The sequence below is a fragment of the Kitasatospora sp. NPDC004272 genome (assembly GCF_053603035.1).
Map to the genome: position 1 here is coordinate 15,545 of NZ_JBSGET010000109.1, position 12,616 is coordinate 28,160.

The 12,616-nt window shown below is 76.3% G+C and carries 13 protein-coding genes; 7 read left to right on the top strand and 6 right to left on the bottom strand.

Annotated elements, in window-relative coordinates:
* Nucleotide 1 precedes the first annotated feature (1 nt).
* Nucleotides 2-3,334, bottom strand: a complete 3,333-nt coding sequence (locus tag ACWEO5_RS27890; protein WP_452164974.1) for an ATP-binding protein — start codon at nt 3,332-3,334, stop codon at nt 2-4.
* 247 nt (nt 3,335-3,581) lie between these two features.
* Between ACWEO5_RS27890 and ACWEO5_RS27895 the strand changes: the two genes are divergently transcribed.
* On the top strand, nt 3,582-4,394 hold the full coding sequence (locus ACWEO5_RS27895; protein WP_452164975.1) for a site-2 protease family protein: 813 nt from the start codon (nt 3,582-3,584) through the stop codon (nt 4,392-4,394).
* Nucleotides 4,395-4,416: 22 nt separating this feature from the next.
* Here ACWEO5_RS27895 and ACWEO5_RS27900 read toward each other — a convergent pair whose 3' ends face one another.
* Together ACWEO5_RS27900 and npdG are read right to left on the bottom strand one after the other, a co-directional pair.
* The gene (locus ACWEO5_RS27900; RefSeq protein WP_452164976.1) at nt 4,417-4,614 is read right to left on the bottom strand and encodes a hypothetical protein; all 198 of its coding nucleotides are present in this window, start codon (nt 4,612-4,614) and stop codon (nt 4,417-4,419) included.
* Nucleotides 4,615-4,742: 128 nt separating this feature from the next.
* Nucleotides 4,743-5,444, bottom strand: coding sequence for an NADPH-dependent F420 reductase (gene npdG / locus ACWEO5_RS27905; RefSeq protein ID WP_452164977.1), 702 nt, complete (start codon nt 5,442-5,444; stop codon nt 4,743-4,745).
* A gap of 47 nt (nt 5,445-5,491) precedes the next feature.
* Here npdG and ACWEO5_RS27910 point away from each other — a divergent pair, with 47 nt between their 5' ends.
* Together ACWEO5_RS27910 and ACWEO5_RS27915 are read left to right on the top strand one after the other, a co-directional pair.
* Nucleotides 5,492-6,070 (top strand): hypothetical protein, encoded by a 579-nt coding sequence (locus ACWEO5_RS27910; RefSeq protein WP_344557987.1) that lies wholly within the window; start codon nt 5,492-5,494, stop codon nt 6,068-6,070.
* Nucleotides 6,071-6,140: 70 nt separating this feature from the next.
* A complete protein-coding gene (locus ACWEO5_RS27915; RefSeq protein WP_344557986.1) occupies nt 6,141-7,436 on the top strand; it encodes an MFS transporter in 1,296 nt (431 codons plus the stop codon).
* A gap of 7 nt (nt 7,437-7,443) precedes the next feature.
* Here the strand turns inward: ACWEO5_RS27915 and ACWEO5_RS27920 are convergent, their stop codons facing one another.
* Nucleotides 7,444-7,668: a hypothetical protein gene (locus ACWEO5_RS27920; RefSeq protein ID WP_344557985.1), complete on the bottom strand. Its 225-nt coding sequence runs from the start codon at nt 7,666-7,668 to the stop codon at nt 7,444-7,446.
* 105 nt (nt 7,669-7,773) lie between these two features.
* On the opposite strand from ACWEO5_RS27920, the gene map reads away from it, so the two are divergent.
* Nucleotides 7,774-8,619, top strand: coding sequence for a type I methionyl aminopeptidase (gene map, locus ACWEO5_RS27925; protein WP_452164978.1), 846 nt, complete (start codon nt 7,774-7,776; stop codon nt 8,617-8,619).
* An 87-nt stretch (nt 8,620-8,706) separates the two neighbouring features.
* Here map and ACWEO5_RS27930 read toward each other — a convergent pair whose 3' ends face one another.
* Nucleotides 8,707-9,405 (bottom strand): bifunctional DNA primase/polymerase, encoded by a 699-nt coding sequence (locus tag ACWEO5_RS27930; protein ID WP_344557982.1) that lies wholly within the window; start codon nt 9,403-9,405, stop codon nt 8,707-8,709.
* A 416-nt stretch (nt 9,406-9,821) separates the two neighbouring features.
* Here ACWEO5_RS27930 and ACWEO5_RS27935 point away from each other — a divergent pair, with 416 nt between their 5' ends.
* Entirely contained in the window at nt 9,822-10,037 is a 216-nt protein-coding gene (locus ACWEO5_RS27935; protein ID WP_344558027.1) for a hypothetical protein, read from the top strand.
* Nucleotides 10,038-10,055: 18 nt separating this feature from the next.
* Here the strand turns inward: ACWEO5_RS27935 and ACWEO5_RS27940 are convergent, their stop codons facing one another.
* Complete coding sequence (locus ACWEO5_RS27940; RefSeq protein WP_452164979.1) at nt 10,056-10,727, bottom strand: PadR family transcriptional regulator; 672 nt, start codon at nt 10,725-10,727, stop codon at nt 10,056-10,058.
* 172 nt (nt 10,728-10,899) lie between these two features.
* Here ACWEO5_RS27940 and ACWEO5_RS27945 point away from each other — a divergent pair, with 172 nt between their 5' ends.
* Together ACWEO5_RS27945 and ACWEO5_RS27950 are read left to right on the top strand one after the other, a co-directional pair.
* Complete coding sequence (locus ACWEO5_RS27945; protein WP_452164980.1) at nt 10,900-11,298, top strand: ACT domain-containing protein; 399 nt, start codon at nt 10,900-10,902, stop codon at nt 11,296-11,298.
* Between the two features lie 90 nt (nt 11,299-11,388).
* Nucleotides 11,389-12,420 carry a serine hydrolase domain-containing protein gene (locus ACWEO5_RS27950; protein WP_452164981.1) on the top strand — a complete coding sequence of 344 codons (1,032 nt, stop codon included), beginning with the start codon at nt 11,389-11,391 and terminating at the stop codon, nt 12,418-12,420.
* Nucleotides 12,421-12,616 lie beyond the last annotated feature (196 nt).

Here is a 12,616-nt window from a genome sequence, read left to right on the forward strand (position 1 = left end):
GTCAGCGGTCCCCGGTGCCGAACGGGCCGGGATCGTTCAACAGGGCGGACGCCTCGCGCAGCGTGAGGCGTCCGCCCCGTTCGTACGAGGCCAGGTAGTCGTCCTCGCCGAGCAGTTCGCGGGCGGCGGCGGTGCAGCGGGCGTACTCGCTGCGCTCCATGAACGAGCCGGGCATGCCGCTGAGGCCCTCGTGGGCGCCGAGCAGTTCGGCGGCGCGGCGGGCGGCCTCGGGTTCGCCGTGCAACCGGGCGTACTCGACCAGGGCTCCGGCGACCGGCGTCATCAGCATCATCGCCATGTGCTCGACGAAGACCATGACGCCGCTCTCGCCCTCGGTCATCGTGCGGCGGCCGGCCCGCATCAGCGCCAGGCCGGCCGCCGGGTCGCCGGCGCGGGCCACCACCCAGCCGCGGATGCAGGCGACGATGCCGGCGAACACCGAGGGGACGGGGCCGCGCAGGCCCGGGTCGGCGGGCAGCTCGTCGAGCACGGCGAGCGCCTCGGCGTACTCGCCGCGCCGCACGCACAGGTTGCACAGCACCAGCCGCCCGTACATCCGGGCGCCCTCGGCGTCGTTGGTGTCGGCGGCGGCCTCGGCGACCGCCTCGCGGACCATCCGCTCGCCGCCCTCCGGGTCGCGTTCGGCCACCACCTCGCCGAGCCGGGCCCGCAGCATCGGGACCTCCTGGTGGGCGCCGAGCTGGACGGACAGCTCGATGGCCTGTCGGAAGGCCGCCTCGGCCTGGACGGCGTCGCCGGACTTGGTGGCGTTCTCGGCCTTGCCGGAGAGCGCGTCGGCCATGCCCCAGCGGTCGCCCAGCCCGGTGTAGAGGGCCAGCGCTTCTTCGCTGTCGGCGATCGCCTGGTCGAGGCCGCCGGCCAGGTCGTTGAGCAGCCGGGCGCGCAGTTGCAGGGCGAAGGCCAGGTCGAGCGGGCCGCCGTGCACCCGGGCCCCGGCCACCGCGTCGTCCATCACCGCGCGGGTGCGCTCCATCTCGCCGGTGAGGAAGACGGTGAACACCCGGCCGAGCACCGGCTGCCGGTAGGACTGCGGCAGTTCGGGGGTGTAGGCGGCCAGGATGCGCTGGGCGGTCTCCAGCGCGCCGGAGTTCTCCAGCAGGCTCATGTCCCCGGCGAACAGGCTGATCAGCCGGTGCAGGCCGAGCTGGCGGCGGGCCTCGTCGAGCAGCTCGGGCGGCATCGGCAGCGGCCCGTCCAGCGGTCCGGCGGCGAGCGGGACGGGCGGCGGGGCGTCGTCGGCGTACGGGTCGGGGCCGAGCGCGGCGACCGCCTCGTACCAGGCGCGGGACTCGTCGCGGTAGTCGCGCAGCATCCAGTAGCCGGCCATCGACAGGGCCAGCGCCAGCGCCTCCTGCTCCTGGCCGGTGTCGACGGCCCGGCGCAGCGCGGCCCGGACGTTCTCCTGCTCGCGGTCGAGGCGGTCGAGCTCGTCGAGCTGGCCGGGGCCGTGCAGGCCGAGGTACGCGGTGCGGCTGAGTTCCCGGTAGTGGGCGGTGTGGCGGTCGCCGGTACCGGGTTCGGCGGCCTCGGCGAGGCGTTCGGCGGCGTACTCGTGGATGGTCTCCAGCATCCGGTAGCGCGGCCGGTCGCCGAGGCCCGCGACCAGCAGCGACTTGTCGACCAGCGAGAGCAGCAGGTCGGCTACCTCCTCCCGGCGGACCAGGTCGCCGTCGGCGACGACCTGTTCGGCGGCCTCCAGGGTGCAGCCGCCGGCGAACACCGAGAGCCGGCGCAGCACCGCGCGCTCGCGGGTGCCGAGCAGGTCCCAGGACCAGTCGACGACGGCGCGCAGGGTCTGCTGGCGGGGCAGCAGGGTGCGCGAGCCGGCGGTGAGCAGGGCGAACCGGGAGTCGAGGCGGTCGGCGAGCTGGCGCGGGGTGAGGCCGCGCAGCCGGGCGGCGGCGAGTTCGATGGCCAGCGGGAGGCCGTCCAGGCGGCGGCAGAGTTCGGCGCAGGCGTCCGGGTCCTGTTCGGTGCGGAAGCCGGGGCGGGCGGCGGCGCCGCGTTCGGCGAGCAGCCGCAGCGCGGCGGGGTCGGGCAGCGGTTCGACCGGCAGCACGCTCTCGCCGGGGACACCGAGCGGTTCGCGGCTGGTGGCGAGGACGGTGACGCCGGGGCAGTCGGCGAGCAGCCGGTCGGCGAGGTCGGCGGCGGCCTGGACGACGTGCTCGCAGTTGTCGATCAGCAGCAGGACGCGGCGGCGGCCGAGGTGGTCGACCAGCCGGGAGACCGGGTCCTTGCGGCCGCCCTCGATGGCGTCGGCGACCGCGCCGCCGGTGTGCAGCACCGTCTCGCGCAGGCCGAGCGCGGAGGCGACCGCGTCCGGGACGGCGGCGGGGTCCTCCAGCGGGGCGAGTTCGACCTGCCAGACGCCGCCGGGCCAGCGGGCGGCGTCCTGTTCGCGGCGGCCCGCCTCGATCGACAGCCGGGTCTTGCCGGAGCCGCCGGGGCCGGTCAGCGTGGTGAGCCGGCCGGCCGTCAGGGCCTCGGCGACGGTGGCGAGTTCGCCGTCCCGGCCGACGAAGCTGGTCCGGCCGGGGCGGAGGTTGCCGGGTGCCGGGGCGGCCGGGGGCGCGGCGGGGGCGGGGGCGGGGGCCGGTTCGCCCTGCAGCAACTCCCGGTGCAGGGCCCGCAGTTCGGGGCCGGGGTCGGTGCCGAGCTCCTCGGCCAGGGTGCGCCGGACCTCCTCGTAGTGGCCGAGCGCCTCGGCGGTGCGGCCGGCCGCCCGCAGGGCGCGCAGCCGCAGCGCCTGGAGCTGCTCGTCGAAGGGGTGGTCGCGGCAGAGTTCGGCGAGTTCGGCGGTGACCTCGGCGGTGCGGCCGAGGGCGAGTTCGGCGGTCAGCCGGTGCCGGCGGGCCTCCTCACGCTGGGCCTCCAGCCGGGCGGCGGGGGCGGTGCGGTCCGGCAGGTCGGCGAGGGCGGGGCCGCGCCACAGCGCGAGCGCGGCGGTCAGCTGCTCGGCGGCGGCGGCCGGGTCGCCGTCCCGCAGGGCGCGGGCGCCGTCGGCGGCCCGGCGCTGGAACTCGGCGACGTCGGTGCGCGGGTCGGTCAGCCAGTACCCGGCGGGGCCGGAGCCGATCTCGGACCGGCCGACGGTCCGGCGCAGCCGCCCGACCAGGGTCTGCAGCGCGGCGGCGGCGTCCTGCGGCGGCTCGTCGGCCCACACCTCGTCGGCGAGCAGCTCGGCGGGCACGGGACGGCCCTGGCGCAGCGCGAGCGCGGCCAGCAGCGCGCGCAGCCGGGCACCGCCGAGGGCGACCGGGGTGCCGTCGTCGTGGTGGGCGGTGGTGGTGCCGAGGATGCCGTAGTGCACCAGCCCATTCTGGGGGACGCGCCGACGCCCGGGCGCACACCCGTGCGGACGGGCCGGTGCGGGCCGGCGGGAGCCGGTGCGGGCCGACGGCCGACGGGAGCCGGTGCGGGCCGGCGGGCGGCGGGAGCCGGTGCGGCGGAACGCCCGGCCGCTCCCGGACGTTCACCCGGGGCCGCTTGTCCCGCGCGCCCGGTCGACGGCATGATCGGACGCCCGTCCCGCCACCACCTCCCGGAGCCCCCTCGCCATGACCTACGCCAGCACCGGCCAGCGCAGCGCGGAGAACCGGATCAGTCCGATCTTCCTGGCGCTGGCCGCCATCCTGCTCGCCTCCGGCTGGGCCCTGGCCGCCTCCTGGGGCAACATGCGCGTCGGGGTGTTCCTGTTCGTGGTCTCCGGCTGGATGGTCTCGCTCTGCCTGCACGAGTACGCGCACGCCCGCACCGCGCTGGCGGGCGGCGACCTCACGGTCGGCACCAAGGGCTACCTGACGCTGAACCCGCTGAAGTACGGGCACGTGGTGCTGAGCTTCGTGCTGCCGGTGGTCTTCGTGATCATGGGCGGCATCGGCCTGCCCGGCGGCGCGGTGTACATCGAGCGGGACCGGATCGCCGGCCGGCTCAAGCACAGCCTGATCTCGGCGGCCGGCCCGCTGGTGAACGTGCTGTTCGGCATGGTGACGCTGGTGCTGGTCAGCGGGGGCTGGTTCGACGACCCGGACGTGCCGTCCGTGCTCGGCGAGTACACGTTCACCGTCTCGCCGCTGCCCGCCGCGCTGGCCTTCCTGGCCTACCTGCAGGTGACCGCGGCGATCCTGAACCTGCTGCCGGTGCCGGGCCTGGACGGCTACGGCATCGTCGAGCCCTGGCTGTCGTACAAGGTCCGGCGGGCGGTCGCCCCGTACGCGCCCTACGGCATGCTGCTGCTGTTCGCGCTGATGTGGCAGAGCCAGGTCGGGCAGTGGATGTACGACCTGGTGTCGGGGATCTTCGACCTGTTCGGCGTCGACTCCCGGTACATCGGCCTCGGGCACGAGCTCTTCAGCTTCTGGAAGGACTAGGCCCGGGCCGGAGCGGCCCCGCTCAGCCCCGTTCGGCGGGGGCGGCCGCGGCGCGGCGCGCGATCCGGTCCTTGCGCAGGTGGTACCAGGCGATGTTGCTGGCCACGACGGCCAGCAGGACCCACAGCACGCCGTACCAGTTCTCCTTGGCGAACGAGACCACCGCGGCGGCCACCGCCAGGACGAGGACGGTCGAGGCGTACAGGGCGGTGCGGGGCATGGCGGGGCTCCTCGGGGGCGGCGGTGTGCCCGGCCATTCTCGCCGACCGAACGGGGCGGCCGGGGCCGGGGGTGGGACGGAGGGGGCGCGCGCCGGGGGCCCGGGGCCGGCCGCGGCGCGCGCCGGGCTCACACGTCGGTGATCCGCAGGCCCGCGTGGGCCTTGTAGCGGCGGTTGACCGCGATCAGGTTGGCGACCAGCGACTCCACCTGGTGGGCGTTGCGCAGCCGGCCCGCGAAGATGCCGCGCATGCCGGGGATCCGGGAGGCGAGCGCCTGCACGGTCTCGGTGGCGGCCCGGTCCTCGCCGAGCACCATCACGTCGGTGTCGATCCGCTCCACGCTCTCGTCCTGGAGCAGCACCGCGGACAGGTGGTGGAAGGCCGCGGTGACGGTGGAGTCGGGCAGCAGCGCGGCGGCCTGCTGGGCGGCCGAGCCCTCGGGGACCTGCAGCGGGTAGGCGCCCTGCTTGTCGAAGCCCAGCGGGTTGACGCAGTCGACCACGATCTTCCCGGCGAGTTCGGCGCGCAGCGAGACCAGCGTCTCGGCGTGGCCGTCCCAGGGCACCGCGACGATCACCACGTCGCTGTCGGCCGCGCAGGCCGCGTTGTCGGCGCCGCGGATGCCCAGGCCCAGTTCGGCCGCGCAGGCTTCGGCGCGTTCGGCGCTGCGAGAGCCGATCACCACCTGCTGTCCGGCCCTGGCCAGCCGCAGGGCCAGGCCGCGGCCCTGGTCGCCGGTGCCGCCGAGCACGCCCACCACCAGGTGGGAGACGTCGGGCAGGTTCCGGCCCGGACCGGCCGTCGCGTTCACTGAATCGGGTTGCGTCATGGCGAAGATCCTGCCAAACCCGCCGCCGGGGCAGCATGCTGTCGCGCATGGACGCGGTGAGAGTTTCCGCACTCCGGCACTCGCTGGCCGGCACCGGGTGGCCCGAGCGGGCCGGCGCCTTCGCCGCCGCGCTGCGCGGTTCGGTGACCAGGCGCAGCGCGAGCGGCCTGCTGCTGGTCGGCACCCCCCGCTACGAGCCGTGGCACCTGGCGGCGCACCTGAGCGACGAGGCCGCGTACGCCGGGCTGCCGGAGCTGGCCCCGACGCTGCTGCGGCACTCCGTCCCGGCGGGCGCGCCGGAGCACCTGGCCTGCGGGCTGCCCCGGCTCGCGGGGGCGCGCGCGGGCGCGACAGTGCTGCTGGTGGCGCCCGGCCCGGCCGACGCGCCGCTGCTGGAGCGGCTGGACGACGCCCGCCGGGCCGGGGCGGTGCTGCTGGCGCTGGACGACGGCGACCCGGAGCTGGCCGACCTGGCGCACGAGCGGCTGACCGTGCCGGGGGCCGCCCCGGAGCCGTTCGAGCTGGTCCAGCACCTGGTCAGCTCGGCCACCACGGCCGCCCCGGCGCGCTCCCGGCTGTCCCGGCTGGCCGAGCGGCTGACCTCCTCGCCGGTGCTGCGCTGGTAGCCGCGCCCCCTCGGGCACCGGGAGAAAACCGGTTGCCCCGCCGCGCCGCGGTGGCGCAGCATCTGGCCATGTGACAGGCACCGCTCCGTTCCTCCGCAGGCTGCTCCCGGACACCGCGCCCTGGCGGGCCTCGCGGGACTTCCGGCTGCTCTGGCTGTCGGGGTGCGTGACGGGCTTCGGCAGTTTCCTGTCGTTCGTGGCGCTGCCGATCCAGATCAAGCAGCTGACCGGCTCGACCTTCGCGGTGGGCCTGGTCGGCGCGTTCGAACTGGTGCCGCTGGTGGTGTTCGGCCTGTGGGGCGGCGCCCTGGCGGACGCGCTGGACCGCCGCCGCCTGGTGCTGCTGAGCGAGGCCGGGCTGGCCCTGTTGGCGGCCCTGCTGCTGGCCAACGCGCTGCTGCCGCACCCGCTGCTGTGGCCGGTCTACCTGGTGGCGGCGCTGACCGCGGCGCTGGCCGGGCTGCAGCGCCCGGCGCTGGACTCGATGGTCCCCCGGGTGGTGGCGCACGACCAGCTGCCCGCCGCGTTCGCCCTCAACTCGCTGTACCGCAACGTCGCCTCGGTGGCCGGGCCGCCGCTGGCGGGCGTGGTGGTCGCGCTGGCCGGCGCCCGCAGCGCCTACGCGCTGGACCTGCTGACCTTCCTGGCCTCGCTGCTGCTGATCGTCCGGATGCGGCCGGTGCCGCCCGCCGAGAGCGCCGAGGCCCCGTCGCTGCGCACCATCGGGCAGGGCCTGGCGTACGCCTGGAGCCGCAAGGACCTGCTGGGCACCTACGCGATCGACCTGGTGGCGATGCTGTTCGCCTACCCGGTGGCGCTGTACCCGTTCCTGGCCGCCGAGCTGGACGCCGAGTGGGCGCTGGGCCTGCTGTACGGGGCGACGGCGGCCGGGGCGCTGCTGGTGGCGGCGACCGGCGGCTGGACGGCCCGGGTGCACCGGCACGGGCGGATGCTGCTGTTCGCGGCGCTCGGCTGGGGCGGGGCGGTGGCGCTGGCGGGCCTGGCCGGGAACGTCTGGCTGGTGCTGCTGTTCCTGGCGGTGGCCGGCGGGGCGGACCAGATCAGCGGGGTGGCCCGGTCGACGCTGTGGAACCAGTCCATCCCCGACGGGCTGCGCGGGCGGCTCGCCGGGGTGGAGGTGCTCTCGTACTCGGTGGGCCCGCAGCTGGGCCAGGTGCGGGCGGGCGGGATGGCCGCGCTGGTCGGGGTGCGCGGCTCGATCTGGGCGGGCGGGCTGCTGTGCGTGGCGGGCGTGCTGGCGCTGACCGCGGCGATCCCGAAGCTGCTGGCCTGGGACTCGCGGACCGACCCGCACGCGCTGGCGGTGCGCGAGCAGCACGAGCGCCAGGCCGCGGGCGTCTCCTGAGGGCCGCTCAGCCGCCGGCGGGCGGCTCCCCGTCGTTCCAGCGCGGGTCGTCCTTCCACTCCTGGTTGCGCTCGGCGGCGGTCTCCAGGGCGCGCGCGGCCTCCTCCCGGCTCGGGTAGGGGCCGAGCCGGTCCTTGGCCGGGCACTCCGGGCCCTCCTCGACCTTGCCGTGCTTGATGCAGTAGAACCACTCCCCCGGCTGCCCGGTGGGCTTGCTGCGGCCGAACACCATCGTCTGCTCCTCCTGTCCCGCGGCGGTCGGTGGTGATCCTTTCCCACCGCGGCGGTCGTACACGCGGCCGGGTCCGGACCGGCGGCGGCCGATACACTCGCCGTCATGGCTCTGGTACCCGGCACGCTGTCCCCCACCCGCAAGGTCCCCGCGCACATCGCGCGTCCGGAGTACGTCGGCAAGCCCGCGCCGACGCCGTACACCGGCCCCGAGGTGCAGGACGCCGAGACGGTCGAGAAGATGCGGATCGCCGGGCGGATCGCGGCGCGGGCGATGGCCGAGGCGGCGAAGCTGATCGCCCCGGGTGTGACCACCGACGAGCTGGACGCCGTCGCGCACGCCTACATGTGCGACCACGGCGCGTACCCGTCGGACCTCGGCTACCGGGGCTTCCCGAAGTCGATCTGCACCTCGGTCAACGAGGTGATCTGCCACGGCATCCCGGACTCGACCGTGCTGCGGGACGGCGACATCGTCAACATCGACGCCACCGCGTACATCCACGGCGTGCACGGCGACCTGAACGCCACCTACCTGTGCGGCGAGGTGGACGAGGAGTCCCGGCTGCTGGTCGAGCGCACCGAGGAGGCGCTGAACCGGGCGATCAAGGCGGTCAAGCCGGGCCGGCAGGTCAACGTGATCGGCCGGGTCATCGAGTCGTACGCCAAGCGCTTCGGCTACGGGGTGGTGCGCGACTTCACCGGCCACGGCATCAACACCTCGTTCCACTCCGGCCTGATCATCCCGCACTACGACAGCGACCGGGCCACCCAGGTGATCAAGCCGGGGATGACCTTCACCATCGAGCCGATGCTCACCCTGGGCACCTACGACTACGAGATCTGGCCGGACGGCTGGACGGTGGTCACCAAGGACCGCAAGCGCACCGCCCAGTTCGAGCACACCCTGCTGGTCACCGCGGACGGCGCGGAGGTCCTCACCCTGCCCTGAGCGCCCGCGCCCCGGGACGCACGCCCGGACGCACGACGGCGGCCCCCGCCCACCGGGCGGGGGCCGCCGTACCGTTCCTGCGCGGGCTCAGCCGATCAGCCACTGCTCCTGGGCCACCGCGCCGACCTCGGTGCAGGCGTCGGTCAGCACGTCCAGCACCCGCAGCGGGTCCGGCAGCGGGCGCTCGGGGCCGCGCAGCCAGCGCACCTCGGAGCCGTCCGGCAGCGCGGCCGGCGGGACGAGGGTGTACGAGCCGCGGCAGTGCCAGCGCAGGCCGGGGTGCTCGGAGACGGTGTCGGGGGTGGAGTCCAGCGCGCTGGTCCACCACTCGTCCTCGTCCTGCGGGGTGCCGCGGGTCGCGGTGAAGAACAGGTACCGGTCGCCGCCGACCGCGGCCACCGGGCCGACCGCGCCGAGCGCCTCCAGCCGCTCCAGGGCCAGCACGCCGGCCTCGGCCGGGACGTCCAGCACGTCGTGCGCGCGGCCGGTCGCGGTGACGAAGTTCGCCTCCGGGTCACGGGCCAGCCAGCGCTCCAACTGCTCGGCGTCGGTGGTGGCCTGGGACTGCCAGGCGAAGGAGAGCGGGTGCTGGGCCGGGGCCGGACAGCCGACCCGGTCGCACGAGCAGCGGTGCCCGGCCGGGTGCGCCGCGGGCGCCACCGGGAAGCCCGCCCTGGCCGCCCCCAGCAGCAGATCCAGCCGCGCGGCCGCGTCCCCTCCGCCGGCCTCCCGGCGTTCCCGCCGCTCCCGCCGCCACCAGGAGGTCCACCTGCCGCTGGCTTCCATCTGGCCCCTTCCGCACGCACCTGCCTGAGCTGCCGTGCCAGGTACGGCACGGCCACCGACGCAACAACCGACGCCAACGCACGGAGCGGCTCACCGCTTCCCGAGGGGTGCACCGCACCCGGGGGCGTCCTGCCGTCGACCGGCGCCGGGGTCTCCGGGCCGCCGACGTCCGGGGTCGGGTACGGGGCACGAGTGTCGTGCCCGGCGGGCGGGCGCACCTCGGCGCACCCCACCCGACCCGTACGGGCCCGCGGACCCGGGTGAACCCCGGGGGCGTACGTAGCAGGATAAGGCTCCCGGAGCCCTCCGGATGACCGGGGGCGGTGCCGCCCCCGTCACACCCGCTCCACACCCCCGCTCCGGAACCGACACACCCGGCCGGCCGGGGCCGCCCGCGCCGCGCCTACCCTGGACGGGTGAAGAGCGCCGACACCGAGTTCGTCGGGGGCCCGCTGGACGGTCGCGTCCTGCCGGTCCTGCTGGGCATGACGCACAGCGTCCCCAAGGTCTACCGGGTGCCCGTCCCCGCGCACGGGGACGTCCCGGCGACCGTGCTGGTCTACCGCCGCGCCAAGGAGCACGACGCCAAGGGGCGGTTCCGCTGGCGCTACGAGTACGACGCCGGCTCCTGACCGCACCCCCGCGGGGGCTCAGCCCTCGTCGGCCAGGATCAGGTACAGCTTCTTCTTGGTCTCGGCCAGCACCGCGAGGCCCTTGGTCCGCTGCTCCTCGGTGCCGGTCATCATGACCTGCCGCACCGCGTGGTCCACCGCCGCGAGCGCGGCGCCGACCTCCTGGACGGCCTCCCAGTCGTCCCGCCGGCCGGCCTCGTCCCACGGGGACGCCCCGGCCCGCTCGGCCTCGGCCCGGCCCGCTTCGGTCAGCTCGAACAGCTTCTTGCCGGACTCCTCGTTGGCCTCGACCAGCCCCTCCTCCTCCAGCAACTGGAGCGTCGGGTAGACCGACCCCGGGCTGGGCCGCCAGACCCCGCCGGTGCGCTCACCGATCTCGGTGATCATCTCGTAGCCGTGCATCGGCCGCTCCAGCAGCAGCGCGAGCAGCGAGGCCCGCACGTCACCGCGCCTGGCCCGCCCCCCGCGCCGCCCGCCGCCGTGCCCGCGCGGACCGTGCCCGCCGAAGCCGCGGCCGCGCGGACCGAACCCCGGCCCGAACGGCGGCATCGGCCGCCCCGGCGCCCCGAACGGCCCGAACGCCGCCCGGCCGCCGAACTCCTCGGGCCCTTCGCCGGGCCCTCCCGGCCGCCCCGGGCCCTCGGCCCAACGACGCCGGCCTTCTCCACCGAATCGCTTGTCGTACCGCATGACGAACACCTGTCTTCCATGAGAGACGGACACTCCGACTGTCGAAGCATCTCGATAACTCGACGATATATCGCTAACTATCGGAAGACAACCCCGTTCCGACACCCGCACCCCCGCGACCGGCCCGCGCCGCCTCCCCCGCCGGGCCGGACGCACCCACTACCGTGGCGCCATGGCAGGCGAACGCGACCTCGACAAGCTGCTCTCCGGGCTGCACCCCGTCCGCAACCCGGGCCGGTACGTGTACTGCACCCTCCCCGGGCGGGTGCCCGCCGGGCTGCGGCCGGTGGTGACCGTCGCCGAACCGGAGGGGGTCACCTTCGTGGTGGCGCAGGAGGAGGCCGACTCGCTCGGACTGCCGTACGCGTACGTCGCCGCCTGGCTGACCCTGCGGGTGCACTCGGCGCTGGAGGCGGTCGGGCTGACCGCCGCCGTCGCCACCGCGCTCGCCGACCGGGGGATCAGCTGCAACGTGGTGGCCGGCTTCCACCACGACCACCTGTTCGTCCCGGTGCACGAGGCGGACCGGGCCGTCGCCGCGCTCGACGCGCTCGCCGCGTCCCGCTCCTGAGCCGCGCCCCCGGGCCCGGCAGGCGCTCTGGCCCCGGCGCCCGGCGCGGGCGACAATCCGGGAGGGTGGATCGGGAGGAGGGGGAGCGCCGTGCCGGCCGAACCGCAGGAGTGGGTGGACGCCACCGCCGCCGCGCTGGGCGCCGCGCTGGGCGCGGCGGTCGACGACGGGCAGTTCCCGGGCGGGGTGCTGGTGGCCGGGCAGACCGGGGCCGGGCGGGCGGTGGCCGCCCGCGGGACGGTCGCCCCCGAGTGCGGCGCGGCCCGCCCCGACGAGCACACCCGCTACGACCTGGCCTCGCTCACCAAGGTGCTCGCCACCTGGCCGCTGATCGGCACCGCCGTCCGCGCCGGACTCCTCGACCTGGACGCCCCGCTGCACGCCGCCTTCCCGGAACTCCCCTCCCCCGGACGCGAGCTGACCGCCGCCCAGCTGCTCAGCCACACCGCCGGGCTGCTCCCGCGGACCGGCCTGGCCCGGTACGAGCACACCGGGCGGCCACTGGTCGAGCACCTGTGCGCCGAACCGCTGGTCTCCGCCCCCGGCGCGCAGCACCGCTACGTCGACCGCGGGTTCATCCTGCTCGGCCTGCTGCTGCCGGACCTGCTCGGCCGCCCGCTGCCCGCGCTCGCCGACGCGCTCTGGCGCGGCCTCGGCCTGACCGCCACCGCGTACGGCCCGCTGCCGCGCGACCCCGGGCTGGCCCCGACCGAGCAGCGCCTGCTCGGCGCGCCCCGGACCTGGGGCCTCCCGCACGACCCGAGCGCGGCCCTGCTCGGCGGGGTGGCCGGGCACGCCGGGGTGTTCTCCTCCGCCGCCGACCTGGCCGCCTACGCCGAGCACCTGCTCGGGGCGGACGGCCCGCTGCCGCGGTGGTTCGCACTGAGCCGCCGCCCGCGCACCGCCGTCGAACCGGGCCTGCAACGCGGCCTGGCCTGGCTGGTCACCGCGGACGGCTCGGTGGCCTACCACCACGGCTTCACCGGCACCAGCCTGTACCTGGCCCCGCGCACCGGCCGCTACCTGGTGCTCTGCACCAACGCCGTCTACCACGGCTGGGACCGCGCCCGGCTGGCCCCGCTGCGCGCCCTCGCCCTGCGCTCGCTGCTGCCCGGCGGCTGAGGGCGCCCCGCCCGGCGGCTGCGGGCGCCCCGCCCAGCGCACCCTGACGGGCCGTACGCACCTGGTGGGCCGCACGCACCCCGGCGCCTGACGGCGGGTCAGCCCGGTGCGCTCCGGCGGCCGCCGGTCAGCACGGTGAGCACCTCGCCGGGGCCGCGGCGGCCGGGGCGGCCCGGGCGGCCGGGGCGCGGGGCCC

Coding starts and splice junctions, on each gene's coding strand:
- ACWEO5_RS27895 (WP_452164975.1), top strand. CDS start 3,582: ATGACCTACGCCAGCACCGGCCAGCGCAGCGCGGAGAACCGGATCAGT.
- ACWEO5_RS27900 (WP_452164976.1), bottom strand. CDS start 4,614: ATGCCCCGCACCGCCCTGTACGCCTCGACCGTCCTCGTCCTGGCGGTG.
- npdG (WP_452164977.1), bottom strand. CDS start 5,444: ATGACGCAACCCGATTCAGTGAACGCGACGGCCGGTCCGGGCCGGAAC.
- ACWEO5_RS27910 (WP_344557987.1), top strand. CDS start 5,492: ATGGACGCGGTGAGAGTTTCCGCACTCCGGCACTCGCTGGCCGGCACC.
- ACWEO5_RS27920 (WP_344557985.1), bottom strand. CDS start 7,668: ATGGTGTTCGGCCGCAGCAAGCCCACCGGGCAGCCGGGGGAGTGGTTC.
- map (WP_452164978.1), top strand. CDS start 7,774: ATGGCTCTGGTACCCGGCACGCTGTCCCCCACCCGCAAGGTCCCCGCG.
- ACWEO5_RS27930 (WP_344557982.1), bottom strand. CDS start 9,405: ATGGAAGCCAGCGGCAGGTGGACCTCCTGGTGGCGGCGGGAGCGGCGG.
- ACWEO5_RS27940 (WP_452164979.1), bottom strand. CDS start 10,727: ATGCGGTACGACAAGCGATTCGGTGGAGAAGGCCGGCGTCGTTGGGCC.
- ACWEO5_RS27945 (WP_452164980.1), top strand. CDS start 10,900: ATGGCAGGCGAACGCGACCTCGACAAGCTGCTCTCCGGGCTGCACCCC.